General features: G+C 57.4%; 24 protein-coding genes. 23 read left to right on the plus strand and 1 reads right to left on the minus strand.

Annotated features, from left to right (window positions below; genetic code table 11):
* Positions 1-55: 55 nt before the first annotated feature.
* The 23 genes from N7578_RS11750 to folD all read left to right on the plus strand — a co-directional run bounded on the left by N7578_RS11750 (position 56) and on the right by folD (position 22,080).
* Positions 56-1,348 (plus strand): flagellin, encoded by a 1,293-nt coding sequence (locus tag N7578_RS11750; protein WP_311110507.1) that lies wholly within the window; start codon positions 56-58, stop codon positions 1,346-1,348.
* 241 nt (positions 1,349-1,589) lie between these two features.
* Positions 1,590-2,240, plus strand: coding sequence for a hypothetical protein (locus tag N7578_RS11755; protein WP_311110508.1), 651 nt, complete (start codon positions 1,590-1,592; stop codon positions 2,238-2,240).
* Positions 2,237-3,559 carry a MotB family protein gene (locus tag N7578_RS11760; RefSeq protein ID WP_311110509.1) on the plus strand — a complete coding sequence of 441 codons (1,323 nt, stop codon included), beginning with the start codon at positions 2,237-2,239 and terminating at the stop codon, positions 3,557-3,559. The genes N7578_RS11755 and N7578_RS11760 overlap by 4 nt, the downstream gene beginning before the upstream one ends.
* Positions 3,556-4,851: a chemotaxis protein MotC gene (motC, locus tag N7578_RS11765; protein WP_311110510.1), complete on the plus strand. Its 1,296-nt coding sequence runs from the start codon at positions 3,556-3,558 to the stop codon at positions 4,849-4,851. Before N7578_RS11760 ends, motC begins: the two co-directional genes overlap by 4 nt.
* The gene (locus tag N7578_RS11770) at positions 4,848-6,218 is read left to right on the plus strand and encodes a flagellar hook-length control protein FliK (RefSeq protein WP_311110511.1); all 1,371 of its coding nucleotides are present in this window, start codon (positions 4,848-4,850) and stop codon (positions 6,216-6,218) included. The genes motC and N7578_RS11770 overlap by 4 nt, the downstream gene beginning before the upstream one ends.
* On the plus strand, positions 6,166-6,732 hold the full coding sequence (locus tag N7578_RS11775) for a lytic transglycosylase domain-containing protein (protein ID WP_311112482.1): 567 nt from the start codon (positions 6,166-6,168) through the stop codon (positions 6,730-6,732). The genes N7578_RS11770 and N7578_RS11775 overlap by 53 nt, the downstream gene beginning before the upstream one ends.
* A gap of 283 nt (positions 6,733-7,015) precedes the next feature.
* Positions 7,016-7,687 (plus strand): response regulator transcription factor, encoded by a 672-nt coding sequence (locus tag N7578_RS11780; RefSeq protein WP_311110512.1) that lies wholly within the window; start codon positions 7,016-7,018, stop codon positions 7,685-7,687.
* Positions 7,688-7,792: 105 nt separating this feature from the next.
* A complete protein-coding gene (locus N7578_RS11785; RefSeq protein WP_311110513.1) occupies positions 7,793-9,100 on the plus strand; it encodes a flagellar hook protein FlgE in 1,308 nt (435 codons plus the stop codon).
* 20 nt (positions 9,101-9,120) lie between these two features.
* Entirely contained in the window at positions 9,121-10,599 is a 1,479-nt protein-coding gene (flgK, locus tag N7578_RS11790) for a flagellar hook-associated protein FlgK (protein WP_311110514.1), read from the plus strand.
* Between the two features lie 3 nt (positions 10,600-10,602).
* Positions 10,603-11,706: a flagellar hook-associated family protein gene (locus N7578_RS11795; protein WP_311110515.1), complete on the plus strand. Its 1,104-nt coding sequence runs from the start codon at positions 10,603-10,605 to the stop codon at positions 11,704-11,706.
* 34 nt (positions 11,707-11,740) lie between these two features.
* Complete coding sequence (gene flaF, locus N7578_RS11800) at positions 11,741-12,085, plus strand: flagellar biosynthesis regulator FlaF (RefSeq protein WP_311110516.1); 345 nt, start codon at positions 11,741-11,743, stop codon at positions 12,083-12,085.
* Positions 12,082-12,531, plus strand: coding sequence for a flagellar biosynthesis repressor FlbT (gene flbT, locus N7578_RS11805; protein WP_311110517.1), 450 nt, complete (start codon positions 12,082-12,084; stop codon positions 12,529-12,531). Before flaF ends, flbT begins: the two co-directional genes overlap by 4 nt.
* The gene (gene flgD, locus N7578_RS11810) at positions 12,522-12,989 is read left to right on the plus strand and encodes a flagellar hook assembly protein FlgD (RefSeq protein WP_311110518.1); all 468 of its coding nucleotides are present in this window, start codon (positions 12,522-12,524) and stop codon (positions 12,987-12,989) included. Before flbT ends, flgD begins: the two co-directional genes overlap by 10 nt.
* A gap of 48 nt (positions 12,990-13,037) precedes the next feature.
* The gene (fliQ, locus tag N7578_RS11815; RefSeq protein ID WP_311110519.1) at positions 13,038-13,304 is read left to right on the plus strand and encodes a flagellar biosynthesis protein FliQ; all 267 of its coding nucleotides are present in this window, start codon (positions 13,038-13,040) and stop codon (positions 13,302-13,304) included.
* Positions 13,305-13,464: 160 nt separating this feature from the next.
* A complete protein-coding gene (gene flhA / locus N7578_RS11820) occupies positions 13,465-15,552 on the plus strand; it encodes a flagellar biosynthesis protein FlhA (RefSeq protein ID WP_311110520.1) in 2,088 nt (695 codons plus the stop codon).
* The gene (fliR, locus tag N7578_RS11825; RefSeq protein ID WP_311110521.1) at positions 15,549-16,304 is read left to right on the plus strand and encodes a flagellar biosynthetic protein FliR; all 756 of its coding nucleotides are present in this window, start codon (positions 15,549-15,551) and stop codon (positions 16,302-16,304) included. The genes flhA and fliR overlap by 4 nt, the downstream gene beginning before the upstream one ends.
* Positions 16,305-16,319: 15 nt before the next feature.
* A complete protein-coding gene (locus tag N7578_RS11830; RefSeq protein WP_311110522.1) occupies positions 16,320-16,739 on the plus strand; it encodes a hypothetical protein in 420 nt (139 codons plus the stop codon).
* Positions 16,740-16,853: 114 nt separating this feature from the next.
* Positions 16,854-17,411 carry a rod-binding protein gene (locus tag N7578_RS11835; RefSeq protein WP_311112483.1) on the plus strand — a complete coding sequence of 186 codons (558 nt, stop codon included), beginning with the start codon at positions 16,854-16,856 and terminating at the stop codon, positions 17,409-17,411.
* 29 nt (positions 17,412-17,440) lie between these two features.
* The gene (locus tag N7578_RS11840) at positions 17,441-17,809 is read left to right on the plus strand and encodes a hypothetical protein (protein WP_311110523.1); all 369 of its coding nucleotides are present in this window, start codon (positions 17,441-17,443) and stop codon (positions 17,807-17,809) included.
* Complete coding sequence (locus N7578_RS11845) at positions 17,809-18,345, plus strand: flagellar basal body-associated FliL family protein (protein ID WP_311110524.1); 537 nt, start codon at positions 17,809-17,811, stop codon at positions 18,343-18,345. Before N7578_RS11840 ends, N7578_RS11845 begins: the two co-directional genes overlap by 1 nt.
* A gap of 176 nt (positions 18,346-18,521) precedes the next feature.
* Positions 18,522-19,196, plus strand: a complete 675-nt coding sequence (locus N7578_RS11850; protein WP_311110525.1) for a WecB/TagA/CpsF family glycosyltransferase — start codon at positions 18,522-18,524, stop codon at positions 19,194-19,196.
* 113 nt (positions 19,197-19,309) lie between these two features.
* Positions 19,310-21,091 (plus strand): hypothetical protein, encoded by a 1,782-nt coding sequence (locus N7578_RS11855; RefSeq protein ID WP_311110526.1) that lies wholly within the window; start codon positions 19,310-19,312, stop codon positions 21,089-21,091.
* An 89-nt stretch (positions 21,092-21,180) separates the two neighbouring features.
* Positions 21,181-22,080: a bifunctional methylenetetrahydrofolate dehydrogenase/methenyltetrahydrofolate cyclohydrolase FolD gene (folD, locus tag N7578_RS11860; RefSeq protein ID WP_311110527.1), complete on the plus strand. Its 900-nt coding sequence runs from the start codon at positions 21,181-21,183 to the stop codon at positions 22,078-22,080.
* 40 nt (positions 22,081-22,120) lie between these two features.
* Here folD and N7578_RS11865 read toward each other — a convergent pair whose 3' ends face one another.
* Entirely contained in the window at positions 22,121-23,146 is a 1,026-nt protein-coding gene (locus tag N7578_RS11865) for a LacI family DNA-binding transcriptional regulator (RefSeq protein ID WP_311110528.1), read from the minus strand.
* Positions 23,147-23,196: the final 50 nt, after the last annotated feature.

The raw sequence follows: 23,196 nt of genomic DNA on the forward strand, positions 1-23,196 counted from the left end.
GTCGTTTCCGGCACGGCTCCGGATTTCTCCTGACAGTACAAACTGGGCGGAACTCATGACCAGCATTTTGACCAATGCGGCAGCTATGGCTGCGCTGCAGACACTTCGCATGATCGACAAGAACCTTGAAATGACGCAGGCGCGTGTTTCCTCGGGTTATCGTGTTGAAACTGCGGCTGACAATGCGGCTTACTGGTCCATCTCCACCACGATGCGCTCAGACAATTCCGCGCTCTCCGCGGTGCAGGATGCGTTGGGTCTCGGCGCGGCCAAGGTCGATACCGCCTACGATGCGCTTGAAAGCACCATCGAAGTGGTCAAGGAGATCAAGTCCAAGCTCGTTGCGGCCTACGGCGTCGGCGCCGATCGCGTCAAGATCCAGGACGAGATCAAGCAGCTTCAGGAACAGCTGAAGAGCATATCCGAATCGGCTTCTTTCTCCGGTGAGAACTGGCTGCAGGCCAGCATCAGCAATGGTGGTACGCCCCCGGCGCTGGAGCCGATTACGAAGAAGGTCGTTGCCTCGTTCACCCGAACCGGTTCGGGCAGCGTTAATGTCACAACCGTTAACTACGTCCTCGACGGCAGCGCCATTCTGTTCGACCTGAGCGGCGGAAAACTCGGAATTCTGGATAAGAACGCCGTGTTCGTCCAAGCCAACGAATACGAAGTGACCGAAACATCCACGGATACCGGGGTGACGACAGCGACCGGATACGTCGTTCCAAAACTGACGGATGCCGAGATTGGTGTCCTCAACGCCACGACGGCGGATACGAATGCGGACCCGTCCGTGTATAGCGACGGCACGAACACTTATCTGCGCATGGCCGAGAACGTCTGGGTGCCGGTCACCGACATCGACCCGTCGACTGGCACGGCCACGATTTCACCGGCTTATACCGACACGAGCAATACGCCGTGGTACTACGATACGGCCGGTGCCGAGCTTTCCACTGACAGGTCGCTGAATTTCTCCGTCTCGACACTCTCGCTTGACAACCTCGATGTCGTCGCGGCGGCCATGAGCACGTTTGCTGGCGGCTCCACGGCCTACACCGGCGAGGACGCCATCGACGTCATGATGCAGTTTGTCGACAAGCAGCTTGAGGCGATGACCAGTACCGCCTCCAGTCTCGGTTCGCTGCAGAGCCGTATCGACATGCAGGAGAATTTCGTTTCGAGCCTGATGGACGTGATCGACAAGGGCATCGGGCGTCTTGTCGATGCCGACATGAACGAGGAATCGACAAGGCTCAAGGCGCTTCAGACCCAGCAGCAGCTCGGTATTCAGGCTCTGTCTATCGCAAACGCGAACGCGGAAAACATTCTCCAGCTCTTCAAATGATTGATCGACGTGTGGCTGAACTAAAGGCGCCATAGGGGAAACGGCCTCATCTTCATCCTCGCACAAGTTTGGGCACCTAACGTCATCGCAATGTCGAATAGGCCGCTTTGTGTGAGCTGGCGGAAAATGTCGTTGAAGAGACGGGCAAGGTAGCAAGAATGACGGTGATGCCGCTGAACGGCTTTGATCGCGAGAAACAGGATAAATGCCCGACCTCCGGCGTGATGTGCGGAGGCCGGGCATGAGCGCTTCCATATCGAGATATCTGAAAGACTTCGGCGATGCCCAGCCGAGCAACCTGCCTTTCGGCAGCCCGTCGGACGATGCCGACGTATTCGGTGATTTTCCGGACGTCTCGTCGGATTTTGGCGGTGTCGAAACCGTCGATATCGAAAGCGAAAAGCAGGCCGCCTATGCCAGGGGTCACGAAGACGCTACCAGTGAGCTCACGGAGAAGATGCAGGCTGAACGCGACGCGCTTGTTGCCGCTCATGCCGCCGAACTCGAGACGCTGCGTTCGACCTATCTCGATGAACTGGCCACCCGCGTCGTTTCCCAGCTTCGCGAAGGCGTCGATGCAATCGCGACGAACCTGAGCGAACAGACCGCAGCTATCCTTGCCCCCATCCTCACAGAGGAACTGTCGACGAAAGCGGTTGCTGCACTCGCCGATGTCGTGCGCGCCTCCATGCCGGATGGCGAGGGCGTCACGCTTGTGGTGAAAGGCCCGCAGAGCCTTTTTGACACCCTCAAGGCGCAACCGGGCTTTGACGAGGCCGGCATAAAGTTTACCGAAAACACAGATATCGATCTTTCTGTCGAGGTTGGCGAAAGCGTCTTCGTGACGCGTATGTCGGCCTGGGCTTCCAGCCTTCGCAAGGTGATGAAATGAGTGAAGGCGAAAATCACCACCACGGCAAGAACGAGATCATCATAGTCAAACGCCACAAGGGCGATCATGATGGTGCGCATGGCGGTGCCTGGAAGATCGCCTATGCCGACTTCATGACGGCGATGATGGCATTCTTTCTCGTCATGTGGCTGGTCAATGCCGCGAATGAGGAGACGAAGGCGTCCGTTGCGAGCTATTTCAACCCGATCAAGCTTTCGGACGAAAAGCCATCCTCGAAGGGGCTGGAGAAGCCGGTCGACAAGGAAGAGGGCATCGAGAAAAACGAGCGCTCGGACGTCAAGGCCGAGAAGGTCACCAATGGTTCGGCCGCAGCGACGGGCGAAGATCTGACCTCGCAGACCGGCGAGCAGGCCAATTATTCGGAAGCGGATTTCTTCGAAAATCCCTATTCGGTTCTTGCTGAGATCGCACAGGAAGTCGGGCAGCAGGCGAATGTCAGCGCCAAGGGCGAGGGCGGCGCAGCAGACTCCGGTCCGGCGACAGGCGCAAACGGTGGCGACGCGTATCGCGATCCGTTCGATCCCGATTTCTGGACGCAGCAGGTGAAGATCACCCGAGCGGATCAGCAGCAACAACAGCAGCAGCAGGCCGAGCAAACCGAAAACTCGACCACGGAGAAGCCCGCCGAGGCTGCATCTGCGAACGCTGCGCCTGCGAACGCGGCGGCGGCTTCGACTGCTGCGGCTGCACAGCAAGGCAAGCAGGAAAATCCCTCGAACGAAAAGCCTGTCGAAGTCGCTGTGGCGGTGCCGCAGCAGAGGCCGGACGAGGCCGAGCAGGCTGAGCTTTCCAAGATGGATGCGGCGGCGCAGTCGCAGCCGAGCGAAGAGCAGAAGGAAGAGGCCGAAGATCTTCGCGAGGAAATCGAGAAGCAGATATCGGGCGTCACCGGCAAGCTTGCCGAGGGACTGGTGGTTACGCCTGCCGAAGGCGGGGTTCTGCTGACGATCTCCGATCAGGCGGAAACGCCGATGTTCAATGTCGGCTCTGCCGTACCGAAGCGCGAGATGGTCCTCGCCATGGAGAAGATCGGCAAACTGCTGCAGGAGCGCGGTGGCAGCGTGGTGATCCGCGGCCATACCGACGGACGGCAGTTCAAGAGCGAAGCCAATGACAACTGGCGTCTGTCCATGGACCGCGCCCACAGCGCCTATTTCATGCTGGTTCGGGGTGGATTGACAGAGGACCGCGTGAAGCAGGTTTCCGGCTTCGCGGATCGCAGATTGCAGGTGCCGGAAGATCCCATGGCGGATGCGAACCGGCGTATCGAAATCCTGCTTGAGGCTGATCGGGGGTGAGTGTGACAAGATCCTCCAGACATTGGCTTTTTCTGGTCGTGGCGCTCTGTGGCATGGGGAGTGCGCCTGTAAAGGCGCTTGCCCAGTCGCAGGAGAATCTGACGCCCTATGCGATGCTGCGGTCGCTGCAGTTCGTGCAGGATTCCGTTGCCATGGGCGACCATTCGGCTGCCGAAATGCAGCGTTTTCTGCTGCAGACGATCGATGAACGCCTGAAGAGCGCGCCGTCGGCCATATTCAAGGATCCGCGCAATGTGGATGCCGCGCTGGTCTATGCGATGAGTGGCGGCAACCCGGCAACACTCGAATTGCTTGTCGCGCGCGACGTGGACGGTAATTTCGACAGCCGTGTCGCTGACGTGTTGCGCAAATATTTGTCCGGTAAGGGAACGCTCGTTGCGCAGAGCATCGCGACGATGATCCCGGAATATCGCGGTACGACGCTTGGGGCCTATCTGGCGCTGATTGGCGGTAACGTCACGATCCCCAGGGATCCCATCGCGGCTCTTGGCTTTTACGACATTGCCCGGCTGGAAGCCCCCGGCACGATTGTCGAGGAGGCGGCGTTGCGCCGCTCGTTGGCCATTGCGACGGAAGACGGAGATGCCCGCAGAGGCTTTCTCTATGCGCAACGATATGCACGTCGCTTCCTGCATTCGCCTTATGCCAGCCAGTTTGCGGACCTGCTGGTCGCGTTGGTGGTCAAGCGCTCCGACTCGATCAGCGAGGCTGAGATTCAGGAAACCTTCGCCTTGATGGACATCGAGCGGCAGAAGGAAGCCTATCTGCGCCTGTCTCGCGTGGCTGCGATCGGCGGTAAGGATTCGCTTGCCCGTATGAGCGCGCTGAAGGCCAAGTCGCTGTCTGCGACGATGCCCCAGTCGCCCGAAGCCCAAGCCAATCTCTACGAAAGCCTGTCGAATATCGGCACGCCGGATGTGGTCAGCGCGATCGAGACGATTGGGCAGATTCCAGAATCGGAACTCTCGGAGCGCGACAGGGCGTTGCGGGACGCTGCCAAGGCCATTGCCGACCAGGTCGTGCGGCTGCCATCGGCGGGCGAAGGCCAGCCACAGGCAAAGTCCGCCGAAGAAACGATAACGCCTGAACAGGCGAAGACACAGGACGCTGAAGAAGGCGGGGCGCCAGACGCCGCGGCGAAAAGCATATGGCGTAATGACGAAAACAAGGCTGATGATCAGGGCGAAGAGTTCCGGCAGCTCGTTACGAGTGGCCGAAGCAAGCTCGATGAGATCGATAGCCTTCTGAAGAAAGGCGAGGGGGCTCCATGATCGAGGCAAGCATCAGTACGACGGTCAGTGCACCGTATTCCGATCCGCGTGCAGGCAATTCATCGGTTAAGGACGATGGCCGAGGCGGCAGCTTCGGTGACGCCCTGTCGACGGTCAAGGATGACCGCCACCAGCAGGCGTCGCACTCCAAGGCGGAGACCGACACCAAGGCGTCTGGGCAAAAGCACGACGACCAGCCGGATGAAGGCGCAGAAAAGTCCAACGCTGCGACCAGACGCTCGGCCAGTTTTCTGGATGCCATCGCGGCCGAACGGACCGTGGAGGGCAAGGATGCTCGTTTGCCTTCGGAGTTTCACAAACCGGTAAAGTCCGATCGTACGTTGCAGGAAAACGGCAAGACGGGAAAGAAGGGTAAGGAAGAGGCCGAAGAGAAGGCCGAAACTACCGATGCGGGCAGCATCGACCCGAATTTGACCGTTGCGAAGCTTTTCCCTGCACAGGCTGGTGACACCACCGGCGCGAGAAGTGCTCTGGACGATATTGCGCAAGTGCTGGGCGGCAAGGCTGACACAGCTAAATCTCAGAAGGTCGGGGACGCGAAGGAAAAGATCGATCCTTCCCTCAAGGACATATCGGCTGCGCTCAAGGTAGCCAGCAACGAGGACCAACCTGAAGCCGATAACAGCGGTGATGCATCCGGATTCCGCTTTGCATCCTCCCGATCCGGCGCTGGCCGCTCCCTCGATATGAGCACGGTTCAGCGTGAAGGAAAGGTGGATTTCGAGGTTAAGGACAGTGCTGTCGGCAAGGGTGCCGATACGATAGCCGTGCTCGATTCACGTCGTTTCATCGGTCTGGCTCCTTCCACGAATGCATCTGCATTGACGGGCCTGATTGCCAATGACCCGGAATGGGTCAGCGCCATGCAGCCGGGATCGTCTCTTTCCAACGCTGCGGCGCAGAGCAGCACCGGCAAGGTGGTCCACACCTTGAAGCTTCACATGACGCCAATCGAGCTCGGTTCGGTAACGATGTCGTTGCGTCTGGCTGGCGATGAACTGGCCGTTCACATGACCGTTGAGAGCATGGCGGCGTATAAGAAGCTCCAGGAAGACAGCAAAAGCATTCTGGATGGCCTCAAGGCGCAGGGGCTGACGGTCGATAGCATCTCGATCAGCATCGCTTCTTCCGACAAGAGTGACCAAACTGGCACACAATCCAACAATCAGCAAAACCAGCAGACACAGCAGCAGGGCCATCAGGCCGCCAGCGGTCGCAACCGGGACGAGTCCGGTGCGCGTGGCGGACAGCAGGGCGGCAGGGACGTTTCGGGGGTGAGCAATGAAGGCATGGATGGCGCTGCGGGTTCTTCCCGTGCTGCTGGTGACACTGGCGTATACCTCTAACGAGGCACACGCTTCTGCAACGTCTGGCGCTTGCGAGCGCGAGATTCAGTCCGCCGCCCATAAGTATGGCGTGCCGGAAGGTATTCTCTATTCTGTCGGCTTGACGGAAACGGGACGAAAGGGAAAGCTCGATCCTAACGCTATGAATATAGACGGAAAAACGGTGTTTGCGGCCTCCACTGAAGAAGCGCTGACGACGTTTGAGGCAGCAAAGCGGTCAGGAGCGAAGCTGATTGATCTCGGCTGCATGCAGATCAATCACTATTTCCACGGTGAACATTTCACCTCGCCGCGTGAAATGTTCGATCCCAGGCGCAACGTCGAATATGCGGCGATGTTTCTTCGTAATCTCCATAACAGGCATGAAACCTGGACAATGGCAGTCGCGCGCTATCACGCTGGTCCGAACAACGACCCCGCTCAGAAGAAGTACGTCTGTCGTGTGATCGCCAACCTGGTGGCGACGGGCTACGGGAAATGGACTCGCAATGCGAAAGATTTCTGTGACGGTTGACAACTATTGATTGTATTTTCGTGAGCCCGAAGCGGTAACCCTCATTGTGGCGACAGAAAGACAAGAAAATGGCGATGCAAGTCGCATTTTAACGATTTTTGCGTTTTTTACACAAAAAATTTGTGCCGATGTTGGTTAATACCCACTAGATATAGATCAAATCGGGACAAAATAGTTAATCAATTATTAATTTCTGCCGATGATTTCCTACAGTTGTCGCTGAATCCCTCGATTCGTACCAATGCCGCATTGGAAAACACCACAGTGATTCGGAGGCGGACGAATGATCGTAGTGGTTGATGAGCGCGAGCTCGTTAAGGACGGCTATACATCTCTATTTGGGCGCGAGGGCATTCCCTCGACAGGATTTGATCCGGTCGAGTTCGGGGAATGGGTTTCGACGGCGGCAGAAACTGACCTCGCAGCAGTCGAGGCTTTTCTGATCGGTCAGGGCGACCGCAACTTTTGTTTGCCGAAGGCGATCCGGGATCGCTCGATGGCCCCTGTGATCGCGGTCAGCGATCAACCTTCTCTGGAGGCGACTCTGGCGCTTTTCGACAGCGGTGTCGATGACGTCGTTCGCAAGCCGGTTCATCCTCGCGAGATTCTGGCGCGTGCGGCGGCGATCCGTCGCCGGCTTCAGGTCATCTCGAACTTCACCGATGCGGGTCCTATCCGGGTATTCTCGGACGGTCGCGATCCGGAAGTGGGCGGCGAAGTGTTTCCGCTGCCGCGTCGTGAGCGTCGCATTCTTGAGTATTTGATTGCCAACCGCGGTCGCCGCGTTTCCAAGGCACAGATATTCAATGCCATCTACGGCATTTTCGATGATGACGTCGAAGAGAACGTTGTCGAAAGCCATATCAGCAAGCTGCGCAAGAAGCTGCGGAAGAAACTGGGTTACGATCCTGTCGATTCCAAGCGTTTCCTTGGCTACAGCATTGATTGGCAATGATTTTCGAAAATTAGCATAATCTGTCTGAAACGCGGCGTTTCAGACAGCTTCACGCAAGCCCCAAGCTTTACCTTCTCCCTGAAAGACGACCACGAGGGTTTTTGAATGAGTATTTTCGGCACTATGCGAACCGGTGTCTCCGGCATGAATGCGCAGGCGAATAAGCTTGGCACCGTTGGTGACAACATCGCCAATGCCAGCACGACCGGCTACAAGCGTGCGTCGACATCTTTTTCGTCACTTGTTCTGCCCTCGACATCCGGCAGCTACGCCTCCGGTGGCGTGCAGTCCAACGTTCGTTACAGCATCTCGGAGCAGGGCAACCTGTCCTACACCACGTCGAGCACCGATCTGGCCATTCAGGGTAACGGCTTTTTCGTGGTTCAGGATGAGGCGGGTACGCCTTATCTCACCAGAGCCGGTTCCTTCGTGAAGAACGCTGAAGGATATCTGCAGAACTCGGCCGGCTTCCTTCTGATGGGTTATCCGTACGGTGCAAATGCTCCGGCGGCTGTTGTCAACGGCTTTACCGGTCTTGAGGCAATCAACGTCAACAACTTCGGTCTGACGGCATCGCCATCCACGCAGGGCAGCTTCCCGGCCAACCTCAATCGTGACGATACTGCGGTTGCAGCTGGCTCGCGTCCGAGCGACAACGTCGCAACGGCAACGGTGGGTGCAAAGACGTCGTTGACGGCGTTCGACAGCGGCGGCGCGAAGGTGCTGTACGACTTCTATTACACCAAGACGGCTGACAATACCTGGGAAGTGGCGGTTTATCGTCAGGATCAGGCGACGGACGGCGGCTTCCCCTACACGGCGACGGCACCAGATACGCTGGTGCAGGAAACCGTTACGCTGACCTTCGATCCCACGACAAACAAGCTCCAGAAGGCTGTTGCGGGACCGCCAGCCGTCCCGGCTTCGCCCACCTCCCTTACCATCAACGATGACAACAGCGGTGTTGCGCAGGCGATCAATATCGATCTGTCCGACATGACGCAGTTCTCGTCGGCGTTCACTCCGGGTACCGCAATCCTGAACGGCAACGGTCCGAGCCAGATCAAGGACGTCGAAATCGGCAAGGATGGTGTGGTCACGGCAGTTTACCAGGATGGTGGTCGTACGAACATCTACCAGCTGGCTTTGGCCACGGTGCCGAGCGTCGACAATCTGAGCCCGCAGAACGGCAACGTTTATCTGCCGAGCAACGAGTCCGGGGTTGTCACCATCGGTTTCCCGCAGTCGGGCAGCTTCGGTTATATCCAGAAGGGCGCGCTTGAAGGATCGAACGTCGATATCGCAAGCGAACTCACCGACATGATTGAATCTCAGCGCATCTATACCGCGAATTCGAAGGTCTTCCAGACCGGATCGGATTTGATGGACGTCCTGATCAATCTGAAGAGATAATACTTCTAAAGGACAAATGAATGTCGCTCACGTCAGCAATGATTACTGCGCAGTCGATCTTCAATAACACAGGCAAGCAGACAGACGTTACTTCGAAGAATATTGCCAATGTCGGCAATGCGAACTACGTCAAGCGAACCGCCATTCTCGGCACTACCATGTATGGTGCGAATATCGTCACCAATGGCCGTGCCCAGAATGAAGGCCTTCTTCGGCAGACTATTGCCAGTGCTTCCCTTGCTTCCGCTCAGACAACGGTTTTGAGCGGTCTTGAGGAAATCAAGAGCATTTTCGGGGGCAATGACTACGAAAGCTCCCCGGCGCAATACATGAAGGAGCTCATGGAGAGTCTCAGTGGTTACGCCGCCAAGCCCAGCGATGCTGCGCTGGCTGCGACTGCGGTGAGCTCGGCCGTTGATGTTGCCAATTCCCTGAACAATGCTTCCTCGGAACTGCAGGCTATCCGTCTGCGCGCCGACAAGGAAATCACCCTTCAGGTCGAGAAGCTTAACGACCTTCTCGCCAAATTCGAAGAAGCGAATAACGAGGTCAAGGCGCAGACGGCGATCGGCGGCGATCCCAGTGACGCGCTCGACCAGCGCGAGACGCTGCTGAAGGACATTTCCTCGATTATCGGGATCAATGTCGTCACGCGCGAAAACAATGACGTGGCCCTTTACACGTCGCAGGGCGCGACCCTGTTCGAGGTCGTGCCGCGCAAGGTTACGTTCAAGAGCCAGCCAGGTTATGACGCCAACACGACGGGCAATGCCGTCTATGTGGACGGCGTCGCGATCAAGGCGGGTGATGGCAGCAACACCACGGCGGCTGGATCGCTGGCTGGCCTCATGCAGCTTCGCGACGATTACGCGACGACGATGCAGAGCCAGCTTGACGAGATTGCCCGCGGCCTCATCACCATGTTCGCGGAGAAGCCTGCTGACCCTCTGAGTGGCTTGCCGGATATGCCGGGCCTGTTCACTTACGGCTCTCCGCTGGCGACGACCATTCCGGCCGACGGGGTTGTATCACGCGGTCTCGCCGCCACAATTGCCGTCAACCCCGCGTTAATTATTTCGCAAAGCGGCAACCCGGAATTGTTGCGTGACGGTGGTATTAACGGTATCGCTTACATAAAGAATACCCCGGCCACTGGCGGAACAGGTTATTCGGCGCTGATCGACAGCTATGTCACCGCATTCGACGCGCCCATGAATTTCGACGCGTCGACGCGTATCGATACCAATACAAGCATCCTGAAATACGGCAGCAATTCAATGGGATGGCTGGAACAGGAGCGGTCGGGAGCGACCTCGGCAACCGAGGCGAAGAGTGCGCTCTATGAGCGTTCGGCCTCCTCCTATTCGAACAACACCGCTGTCAGCCTCGATGAAGAACTCTCGCTGCTGATGGATATCGAGCAATCCTACAAGGCTGCCACGAAGCTGGTGACCACCATCGACGAAATGCTGAAGTCGTTGATGGATATGGTGAGGTAAAAGATGAAAACGTCCTTCATTTCATCTCTGGCGATGCAGAACAGCATGCGCACGACGATCCTCAAGGCTCAGCTTGAGATGACGAACCTCAATACCGAACTGACAACCGGCAAGCATGCCGATCTCGGTGTGACGCTCGGGGCAAACACGGCCCGCAGTCTCGATCTCAATCGCGACGTTGCCCGCATCAGCTCGATTGTCAGCGTCAACTCCATTGCCACGCAGCGCCTTCAGGCGTCGCAGCTGGCTCTGGATGGCATGGCGAAGGCTGCCCAGGAAATCCAGAAGGTTCTCGTTCCCAACACCAGCAGCGAGCAGCCGACACTTTCCACGGTCGTACAGACGATCTCGAATGCCTTCAATAATTTCACCAGCTTTGCGAACACGGCGGTAAACGGAGAGTTCCTGTTCGCCGGTATCAACACCGACGTGAAGCCGGTTGACGATTACTTTGCTGACGATTCCAAGCTGAAGGCCGCCTACGATGTGGAGCTGAATGCCTTCATGGCGGCCCAGACGCCAGCGGTCGGCAATATTGCTGACCTTTCAAAGGATCAGGTCAGCGCCTTCATGACGCATATCGAAGGTGTCTTTGCCGGAACCACGACTGTAACGAACCCGCCGCACACCGATCTCACGGCTGGCCAGAACTATGACTTCTGGACGACCTACGGTTCGCAGGCGAGCGACGTCAACATGACGAGTCGCATCACCCAGAATGAGGTGGTCGAAACCTCGACGAACAGCAATTCCCAGGGAATTCGCTACTTCGCGATGACGGCCATCACGACCATGACGTTCCTCGACGAGAACGTCGACAGCGAAATCCGCGAGATGGTCGCCACCCAGTCGGTGACGAACATCAACGTCGCGATCAGCGGTATCAATCAGCAGCAGAGCAAGCTCGGTCTGTCCGAAAGCCGTGTATCGAAGGCGAATGATGCGCTGTCTGCGCAGAAGAAGATCATCGAAACACATCTCGCCGATATGGAGGGTATCGATACCTACGAGGCCAAGACCCGCCTCGATCTGCTCCAGCAGCAGCTTGAAATCGCATACAGCCTTACATCGCGTCTGCAGCAAATGAGTCTGGTCAACTACCTCTGATGAACAGAGGTGGCGGCAGATAAAGGATACATGAATGTACCAGTTTTCCTACGCCGAAATCATGGAGGATGGTGTCGCCAACGCGAAGGATCGCGAGCGGCAGGCGTTGACCAAATCGATCGATCTTCTTGCAGAGGCAAAGGATTCATCTTCCCAGCGCCATACGATTGAAGCACTTTTTTACACCCGTCGGGTCTGGATCCGCTTTATCGAGGATCTCAAGCAACCCGACAACCAGCTGGCTGCGGAACTCCGCGCCAATCTGATTTCAATCGCAATCTGGATTTTGAAAGAGTGCGAACTGATCCGGAAGCGTCAGTCGACAAATTTCCAGGGCATTATTGACGTGACAACCATCATCAGGGATGGACTGAAATGAAAAGTACACTTCGGATTTCGCTGAAATCGGGCGAAAAGATTTTTATCAACGGCGCGGTTTTGCGTGTGGACCGTAAGGTAGCGCTGGAGTTTCTGAACGATGTCACGTTCTTGCTTGAAAACCATGTGCTTCAGCCGGAGCAGGCGACAACGCCGCTGCGTCAGCTGTACTTCATCGCACAGATGATCCTCATCAACCCGGAAGGGCGTGAGCAGTCGACGAACATGTTCCGCAAGTCCGTGAGCATGCTTCTGAACTGCTTCCAGCACGAGGAAGTTCTGGCGGAACTCAAGCGTATCGATGCCCTGGTTGCGACCGGCAAGGCCTTCGAAGCGCTCAAGGCGATACGTGGCCTGTACCCGATCGAGGAAAAGATCCTCAACAATCAGGAAATGGCACCGGCAACGATCGAACAGATTCGCAAGGAGATCGCACCATGGCGGTAGATGCAGTCAGCGCAGCGGCGTCAAACCCCTGGGCCAATGCCGGAGCGACCAGTTCCGACAGCAGCGCAGCGTCGCTGAACTATGACAGCTTCCTGAAACTTCTGATCGCTCAGATGAAAAATCAGGATCCGACCTCTCCGATGGATGCCGGTGAGCAGATGTCTCAGCTCGCCAGCTTCTCGCAGGTCGAGCAGACGATCAAGACCAACAACCATCTGAAGAGCATGCTCCAGGCCGAAGCACTGACAAAGGCCTCCGATCTCGTCGGCAAGACGATCAAGAGCGCCGACGACACGGTGACGGGCGTTGTCAAAGAGGTTGAGGTCTATTCGGACGGCGTTGTCGCTATCACCGAAGCCGGTGATAAAGTCCTGATCCAGGCTGGCGTCACCTTCTCCAACGGTCCTATCAAGAGTACAGATACAGCGACCGAATCGGACACTTCCACCGATTCCTGAGATGAAAGGGCGGTATGACGCCGCCTTTCCGAAATAAAGGATGCGACGATGAACGAAGCAGATGCGCTTGATATCATGCAGGCGGCAGTCTGGACGGTTCTCGTCGCAGCCGGTCCCGCCGTTCTGGCGGCGATGCTCGTCGGTGTCATCATCGCCTTTATCCAGGCCCTGACGCAGATTCAGGAAATGACGCTGACATTTGTGCCGAAAATCGTCACCATCATGGTGGTGCTCGGTGTAGCTGCCCCGTTTATCGGCGCGCAGATTTCGCTTTTTTCCAATCTTGTCTTTTCGCGCATCCAGTCCGGTTTCTAGATCGGGCGATTTGCCTGTGCCATTTTCGCGCAAGCTTCAGCCGCTAGTGATGCTCTGAAGCATGGGCCCGAAGAGCGCGAACGCGCTTGCGGATTCTATGCTCCGGAAACGTGCGACGGCTGTTCCGTCGCCCTTCTCATGAAGAGACAGGACGAGATTTATGGCGCAACCACCAGTCATATCATTGCCGAAGGTAAGCCCGAGTACCCGGGATGTCGGCTTCGCACTGGGTATCATCACCATCCTGTGCGTGCTGTTCCTGCCTATTCCGGTGATCATGGTGGATATCGGGCTGGCGTTCTCCATCGCCTTTTCCGTTCTTATCCTGATGGTGGCGCTGTGGATTCAGAGGCCGCTGGATTTCTCGTCCTTCCCGACAGTTCTGCTGATCGCAACGATGATCCGCCTCTCGCTGAACATCGCGACGACACGTGTCATTCTTTCTCATGGGCATGAAGGTCATGACGCCGCCGGCGGTGTCATTGCCGGTTTCTCAAGCCTCGTCATGTCCGGCGATTTCGTGATCGGTCTGATCGTCTTTCTGATCCTGATCACCGTCAACTTCATCGTTATTACCAAGGGTGCCACCCGTATCGCGGAAGTCGGCGCCCGCTTCACCCTCGATGCCATCCCCGGCAAGCAGATGTCGATCGACGCCGACCTTTCCGCTGGCATCATTGATGAAAAGGAAGCCCAGCACCGCCGTCGGGAACTGGAACAAGAAAGCTCCTTCTTCGGTTCGATGGACGGTGCGTCGAAATTCGTACGCGGCGACGCGGTTGCCGGCCTCATCATCACGGCGATTAACGTCTTCGGCGGCATCATCATCGGTTATTTCCGCCATGGCATGCCGATCGGCGAAGCCGCTGACGTCTTCGTCAAGCTCTCCGTCGGTGACGGTATCGTATCGCAGATCCCGGCCCTGATCGTTTCTCTGGCCGCTGGCCTTCTCGTCTCGCGTGGTGGAACCGCCGGATCAACCGATCAGGCCGTTATCAATCAGCTCAGCGGTTATCCGCGTGCGCTGATGGTTTCCGCCATGCTGATGGGCCTTCTGGCCGTCATTCCCGGCCTGCCTTTTCTGCCGTTCATCGTACTTGGCGGCATCATGGCCTTCGGTAGCTGGTACATCCCCCGCCAGACGGAGGCAGAAAACGCCCTGCGCCGTGAGGAAGAAGAAAAGAAGGTCATGCAGAACACGGAAGCCGAAAAGGATTCCGTCAAGCAGGTCCTCAAAACCTCGGAAATCGAGCTGGCGCTTGGCAAGCAGGTCTCGACACGCTTGCTCGGTGCCCATCAGGAACTGGCCTTCCGGGTTGGCAAGATGCGCAAGAAATTTGCGACGCAATACGGTTTCGTCGTGCCGGAGATCAAGGTTTCCGATGACATCATGATCCCGGAAAAGGCCTACCAGATCCGTGTCCATGGCACGACGATCGCATCGAGCAACCTTCGTGTCGGAGATGTTCTGGTGGTGACCGGGGCAGGGCGCAAGCCAAGCATTCCGGGCGACGAAATCCGCGAACCGGCGTTCGGTATGCCTGCCGTGTCGATTCTCGAAACCTTTACCGAAGATCTGAAACGCGAGGGCTTCCACCCGATCGACAACGTCTCCGTCGTTCTCACGCACCTCAGCGAAGTCATCCGCAACAACCTGCCGCAGCTTCTCTCCTACAAGGACGTGAAGATCCTCATCGACAGGCTGGATCCGGAATACAAGAAGCTGGCCGACGAGATCTGCTCCTCGCACATGTCCTACTCCGGTCTACAGGCTGTTCTCAAGCTTCTGCTGGCGGAGCGTGTTTCGATCCGCAATCTCCATCTCATCCTGGAAGCTGTCGCTGAACTCGCACCGCATGTTCGCAAGACTGAGCAGATCGTCGAGCATGTCCGCGTGCGCATGTCGCAGCAGCTTTGCGGCGACCTTGCGGACAACGGTGTGCTGCGCGTGCTCCGTCTCGGCAACAAATGGGACATGGTTTTCCATCAGGCGCTCAAGCGCGATGCCAAGGGTGAAATCGTCGAATTCGATATCGATCCGCGTCATCTGGAGGAGTTCTCCGAGCAGGCGTCCAAAGTTATCCGTGAATTCATGGACCGCGGCCTGCCCTTTGTCCTTGTCACGTCGCCTGAAACACGGTCCTATGTGCGTATGATTATCGAGCGACTCTTCGCGACCCTTCCTGTTCTTTCGCATGTCGAGCTGGCAAAGGGGCTGGAGATCAAGATTCTGGGCGCCATTTCATGATAACCGACCCGCAAGGGACCATCATTGCGTTGTTCCTTGCGATTTGCCGAATTGGCGGCTGTTTCATGACCATGCCGGGCTTTTCCAGCGCACGCATTCCAGGGCAGATCCGCATGCTGCTCTGCGTGGCCGTGTCGATGGCGCTTCTGCCGGTCTTGTGGAATTCGATCTATCCGAATGTTTCCGGCGCAAGCCAGGGCACGATCGTCGGGCTCATTCTCTCCGAAATCCTGATTGGCGCGATGTACGGGCTGATCGCGCGTTTTTACACGCTCGGTCTTCAGTTTACGGGTGCGCTCATTGGTGCATCGATTGGCTTCAGTGCGCCGGGCGGTGCTGACGTCATTGAAGACGTTCAGGAGAACCAGATAGCGAACTTCATTACCTTTGGTGGTCTTCTGGTTCTCTTCATGCTGGATTTTCACCATGTCGTTTTGAAAGCGCTGGTGGATTCCTATACCGCGACGCCGGTCGGCGCGCTTGTCAGTACCCAGAAGATGCTGATTACCCTGACGGATACGCTGCGCGCTTCAACAACCATCATGCTGCGTCTGGCCAGCCCCTTCATCATCTACGGTCTGATGTTCAACGTCGCGGTCGGCCTCATCAACAAGCTGGCGCCGCAAATTCCGGTTTACTTCATTTCCACCCCCTTCGTTCTCGCAGGCGGGCTGTTCATGCTGTATCTTTCCGTCGCAGCCCTCATCCGACAGTTCGTGGATGGCTTTGGGCCGGTTTTCATCGGTTTCTGATCGGGAGGGATTTTCATGGCTTCGGACAAGCGCTCTGACAAACTCAAGCGACTCACGGCCGTGCAGCGCCATATGGAAAAGATGGCCGAGGTCGAGCTGGCCGATACCACGCGCGTTCGCTCGGAGGTGTCGCAATCCATGGATAACGTGCTTGAAGCAATGAGTTCCATGGATCCCCTCCATCAGATGTTCTCCAAACATTACTCGGACCGTTACGGTCGTCTGATCGTCAAGGACCGTCAGCTCGCAGGTGTTCAGCAACTGCAGGAAAACAAGGTGCTGAAAGAAAAGACCAAGGCTGACAGACTTCAGGAAAAGATGCTTGGCGCCCGCGATCTCGAAGATCGTGAAGCCGATGATAATGCCATCTACGAACTCCTTGAAATCATCAACGTTACTTCGACACCAGCCTCCAGCAAGGTTGGCGATTCATAGTCTCTCCCAGTGTTGCACCGGCGTCGTTTTTGAAAACGTCGTTTGGTGTTTCTGGATTGCGCGAACATGCTGCGGTTTTCCGCGGTCGGTTCGTCAGGACGGGAGATCGAAAACGTGGCGATATCGGTAATTAGCGATCTGGTAATGGATGTGGTTCGCGCTGCGGATCCGCAGCAGGTCCAGGTTGCCCAGGAAAAACTCAAGGCCAACAAGGCGGCCTTTGCCGCGACCAGCCTTGCGGATGCGGGCAAGGGTTTTGGTGCAGCGATAGACGTGCTGGATTCGGCAGCTTCCAAGGCGGGTCTCGGAGACACCGATATCCGCGCCAAGCGTACGGAAGTTCCCGAGACATATCGCAAGTTCGAAGCCTCCGTGCTGCAGACATTTGTGTCCAGCATGCTGCCGAAGGAAGCCGAGGACCTTTATGGAAAGGGCAACGCCGGGGAAATCTGGAAGAGCATGATGGCCGAGCAGATCGCGGACGTCATTTCCAGAGACGGCGGTGTCGGCATTGCCGAGCAGGCTTACAAGGATGCTCTGCGAAAGGTCGAGTCCAAAGGGCTGATGGAAGTTTCCGAAAACGATAAGGATCACAATGCCGCGCTGCGAATGGTAGCCGAATTCGAGCGGCAGGTTCTTGGTGTTTCCAACGAAAAGACTGACAAGGCTTGAAAATGAATAACTACAAAGAGGAGACAAGCATGGATCTTATGTCGAACGACCACCGTATCAAGTCCGTTCTCGGCCGTCTTGAAATGATCATTGACAACGAGAACGAGAATATCGGCAAGGATCCGAAGTTTGATTTCAAGGTCTCCAACGCACATAAAAGCCGTTGCCTCTATGAACTGACCATGCTTTTCCGCGACACCCCGCGTGAGGATATCGCTGCCGGTCATCTGGCACAGGTTCGCGGCATCAAGGGCAAGCTCGCCACCAATGCCAGCCGTGTCGAGGCGCATCTGAATGCAGTCCGTGCGGTCGCTGACCTGCTCAAGAACGCGATCCAGGAAGCCGACACCGACGGCACCTACTCGCAGGAACAATTTCTCTACGGCGCAGCTGTCTGATGTTGAAACTTCTTCTTACCGGCGTTTGGGTTTGCGCGGTCACGCTCGGCGCGGTGTATTTCTCCGTTCAGATGGCGACTGCACCCGCGCCGGGAGATGAAGCGGAAGCAAAAAAGGCAAACCTTCAACTGGTGAAGGGCGAAAGCATCACGATCCCGGTCATCAACGATGGTGGGGTGAACGGCTATTTCTTGAGCCGTATTTCGTTGCGGGTCGACAAGGAAAAAATGGCCCAGATCGAGTTGCCGGCGACGCAGCTCGTGACGGATGAGCTGTTTACGCTGTTGGCGGGTTCATCCATGGTCAACATCGCAAATGTGTCCAACTTCGACCCGGAGGCGTTCAAGCAACGCATCCGCGAAGGCCTGAACGGCAAGCTCGGCGAAGAGATCGTCGAGGACGTGCTGATCGAGCAGCTCGACTATCTGTCCAAGGCCGACATCCGTGCCCAGAGTGGCAACGGTTCGCCCCGTTCGATCAAGATCGTTGAAGGCGAAAAAGTCGAAGCCGTACCTGCTGCTGCGGCGGGTCACTGACGCAGGGAACGGTTACCGGTCTGGTTAATGCCCGGTAACTTTGGAACGGGAAATTTGACCGGCTGCTTTCAGTCTAACTTCAACCCACTCGTGTATAAACCGCTGCAAGGCTGATTACTCCGGCGCAACCTTGGTCCGGATGACAGCCAATGTCATCGGGCTTGGGGAGCAGGGAAATGAAGGTCGCTGGAAGTTTTGCGTCGTCCGGATCGCAGCCGCAGGTATACGGTCTGCCGGTATGCGATCTCGATTGGAACGGTGCGCTCGATCTGGTCAGCGAGAGAGCCGGCGGACTTGAAGGCTACACGTTTCTTTCCTTCCTGACGCGTGAAAAGGCCAAGCGTTCGCAGGTGGAACCCGTTTACCGCGAAATTCTTGAAAGCTGTATGCTTCTGCCGCAGGGCAAGGCTATGAACGTAGCGCTCAGAAAGCAGAATGGAAAAGTGTTTCCTGCTGGCGCCGACGAGCTTTCTTTTGTCATGGCGCTTTTGACCTACATGGCGACACCGAGGCGCATCGGCGTCGTCGGAGACAATCCGGCTCAGGTCGGTGAGACGCTCGCCAAGCTGCGCGCTCATGCGCCGTGGCATGATTTCGTGATGATCCACAAATCCATGCCTTGTGCCAAGGTGGACGTGCTTCTGGCCGGAATGCTCGGCGAAAATCAGGAGGAATGGCTGCATTCCAACGTCAGCCGGGAGACGGCGCGTGTCGTCGTTGCTGTCGGGCCGCTTTTCAAGATCCTGTCCTCCGAGCTATCCGGCATGCCGGAAATTTTCCGCAAGCTGCATATGACCTGGCTTTACAGTCTTTGCGCCGAACCCTGGCATATTGCCCTCGGAAAGCACTGACGCGATATCGCTTTATCGCCGTTAACCATTTGTTTGCCACGATCCTTTAACCTCTCGTAAGGATTTGAGAGCTGGCCCCTTCGGGCTGCGATCAGGGCGGCAGGCGACTTCAGATGGTTGAACGCGATTCAGATATGATGGCAGAAGGCCACATCACGGACGGCGAGGCGACGCCTCCCGTTGCCGAGTGGCGCAAGCGTGTCGAACGCCTGCTGACGATCGGTTGCGTGGCAACTGCCACGGCGGTTGGCGCGGGTCTGCCTGTTCTGCTGACCGATGCCGGTTTCCGGGGTTATGTTTCCGAAGCACGGGTCGAAATCACCCAGACAGGTTACGATGCGCCCGATTCCGGACGTTTCCTGACCATGGCCCGCAGAACATTGCTGTCGCCATCCGGGCTTGACAGAATTTCGAGCGATCTGAAGCTCAAGCCGTCGGACGTAATCGGTGTTCACAGCCAGACCGAACTGGGTCTTCTTTACGATCTCCTGACGGGCGCGGCAGCACGGCCGCTTTCTCCGCGTGAAGCACTCAATACCGCGGTTGGAGAAGCAATCCGGCTGGAATTGACCCCCGATGAAAACACGCTGGTCGTCACATCACGGGCCGCGACTGCCGATGCGGCGATGCGGCTTTCCGACTATGTATCCATGCGCGTGATGGCGGACGGCAAGGCTGGCACCATGACACCCGCCATGCGTGAGGCGGAGCGGGCAAGAACCGCGCTCGACAAGGCGGAGGCAGCGGTCAACGGTTTCCAGATGCGCCATGGCGACACGGCGCTGCCGGAAATCCAGCAGCTTGAGCAGCGGCTTCACGATATCGAAAACGCCCGTGGCAGCACTTTGGAACGGCAACAGGCAGCCGAGGCTGATCTGGCGTCTGCGTCAGCGCTCAAGGCGAACGATGTTCTTTCAAACCCGCTCCCGGCCAGTGCGGCATTTTCTGCGCTGGAAGATATACGCCAGCGTTACGCTGCGGCAAATATGAACTTGACCAATGTGTCCATTGACTATGGACCGAAGCACCCGCGCCGTATCGCCGCGCAGAACGCCGTTGATGATGTGCGGAGCCAGGTCGCGCCTGCCCTGCGTCTTGTTCTCGACGGATTGAAGCGGGATGGCGCGCGCCTGGGGGACGAACTTGCGAAAGCCGAGGGCGAGCGAAAGAAAATCCTTGATCGGCTGAATGGCCTGGGGGTTGTTCCGGGCGAATTCTCAAGGCTTCAGGGAGAACTGGAAGCGGCGAGAAACACCTATCTCGATGCGACGGAGCGGCAGGATGCCCTGTCGTCGGCCACGCCTTTGATCGAAACGCGCCTGTCGAAAAAGGCAGGTCCGGGAGAGTTGTCGCGCGATATGCTGCAGGTGGGTCTGCTGGCGGGTGGCGGCGCTCTGGTTGGCCTGCTGGGTGGCCTTTATCTCCTGAGCTATCGGCGGGAAGGCGACGAGGCCGAGGCGGGCCAGGCTGTCCATGACGTAACGCAGGCCAATGTTCCGGCCGAAACCGGGATCACGCCGGTAGAGGAAGAAGCATTTGAGCAGTTCGAGCCGGCCGTTTTCGACGACATCGATGGCGTGGCAACGTCCGAGGAAGACTATATCCATCAGGCCGAGTTCGGGACATCTGGCTATGTCGAGGCCGCAAATGATGCCGACGACCTGCCGCTCGATGAGCGCGTTCGTCAGGTTCTCATGGGCAACCGCATCATCTACGGGCGGGGCGAGGGAGCGCCGCAGATGCCGCCGCTGATGGAGGATGCGCTGTCGGGCCAGTTCGACCATGAACAGGCCGAGGCGGAAGAACTGCTCGAATTGCGCCGCGAACTGGCGCTCCTCAAAGAGCATCTCGCTGACTATGCCGAGCGCCGTGAGATCTATCGCAAAACAGGCTGAAACAGAACGCGTTTCGGTGCATTTCCTCTTGCATTCCTGTGCACCCGGCACCATACGGGGCCACACGTAATCCAGCAGGAGCAGAACGCATGGCAGTTGTGATTGACGGGAAGGCAAAGGCGGCATCCGTGACGGAAGCGGTGCGGGTTTCGGCGGAAGCGCTCGAAATGACAACCGGTGTAAAGCCGGGTCTGGCCGTTCTCATCGTTGGTGATGATCCAGCCAGCCATGCCTATGTGAACTCCAAGAGCAAGATGGCGAAGCAGTGCGGCTTCAACTCCATTCAGCACACGCTGCCGGAGCAAACGACGCAGGCGGACCTACTGGCGCTCGTGGCGGAACTCAACGCCGATAAATCCATCCACGGCATTCTGGTGCAATTGCCTCTGCCAAAACATTTCGATTCCGAAGCCGTGATCCAGTCGATCCTGCCGGAGAAGGATGTGGATGGCCTCAGCATCCTGAACGCGGGCAAGCTGGCGACCGGCGATCTTGAAACCGGCCTGATTTCCTGCACGCCCGCCGGTGCGATGCTGCTTGCACGCGGCATTCACGGCGATGACCTGTCCGGCCTGAATGCCGTGGTGATCGGTCGATCAAATCTGTTCGGCAAGCCGATGGGGCAACTTCTGCTCAATGCCAATGCCACGGTCACGATGGCGCATTCCCGCACGAAGGATCTAGCAGCCATCTGCAGGTCGGCCGATATTCTGGTGGCAGCAGTCGGCCGTCCGGGCATGGTGAAGGGCGATTGGGTCAAGCCGGGCGCAACGGTTATCGACGTCGGCATCAATCGTATTCCTGCGCCTGAAAAGGGTGAGGGCAAGTCGAAGCTGGTCGGCGATGTTGCCTACGACGAAGCAAGCGCGGTTGCGGCTGCGATCACGCCGGTACCCGGCGGTGTCGGACCCATGACGATCGCCATGCTGATGGCAAACACTGTCATCGCGGCGCATCGCGCAATAGGAAAAACCGCTCCGAAATTCTGAGCGGCCTCCCCAGAGCGTTTCCATTTAACAAGGAAACGCTTTACTCCGTGGGGGCTGGTCCTGTGGACGCGCGCACCACGAGTTCCGCCTTCCACAACTCCTGCTGCGGCCGGCTTTCGTTGAACTTGATCTGGTTGATCAGGCGTTCGCCTATGCGGACGCCGGCAGCCCTGAGCGATGAACGGGTCGTGGTCAGCGGCACGGAAAAATTGTCCGGTTTCAGCAGCGGCAGAACGTCATCGTGGGCGATCAGCGACACATCCCGGCCGGGTGTTAATCCACGCTCATTGAGGGAGCGAACGGCGCCAAGCGCCAGTGCGGTACTGGCGCAAAGCACTGCGGTTGGTCGCACTGCCTGTGAGAGAAGTGCTTCCATGCCGAGATATCCCTCCTCATCTGTCATGCTGCCGTGGCGAACGAAATCCGGTCGCAATGGCAGGCCGTGAGAGGCAAGCGCGCTCTCGACACCAAGAAAGCGCCGGTACGTGAAGTCATATCCCTCGGGCCCGTTCAGGATACCGATGCGTTTGTGGCCGAGTTGCAAAAGAAGCCCCGTCGCATCCCTGAACGCGCCTTCATTGTCGACATCGAGAAACGGATAGTTTTCCTCCAGTCCCCATGAACGGCCATGCACGAGAAAGGGAATGGACAGAGAGCGCATCATTCCTATGCGCGGATCGTTTCTCTTCATGTAGGCGAGATAGATGCCGTCAACGCTGCCGCTGGCGGAAAGTCCGCGCAAGGCTTCTTCTTCCCGCTCCAGTTCCGTCGGCATGATGACGAGGTGAAAGCCATTGCGGGCGGCTTCTTCCCCAAGACCGCTCAGAAATTCGCCATAGTGGACGTCGGAGCGATGATGCACGCCGATGGGCATGACAAGGCCGATCGATCCCACCTTGCCCGTCGCCAGCCGTTGTGCAGCGGCGTTCGGCTTGTAACCGGTTTTCTCGGCAGCCTCCATGACGCGGCGGCGCGTTTCCGCACTCACTTCCGGATATCCGTTCAGTGCGCGGCTGACGGTGGTCTGTGAGATGCCGAGCAACTGCGACAATTGTTTGAGATTCATCTTCGCAAGCTCCTCCACCCAATTTTTTGGCGTCCCGGAAGCCGCATCTC

The organism is Agrobacterium tumefaciens, from assembly GCF_031801495.1.
Lineage (GTDB): Bacteria > Pseudomonadota > Alphaproteobacteria > Rhizobiales > Rhizobiaceae > Agrobacterium > Agrobacterium tumefaciens_K.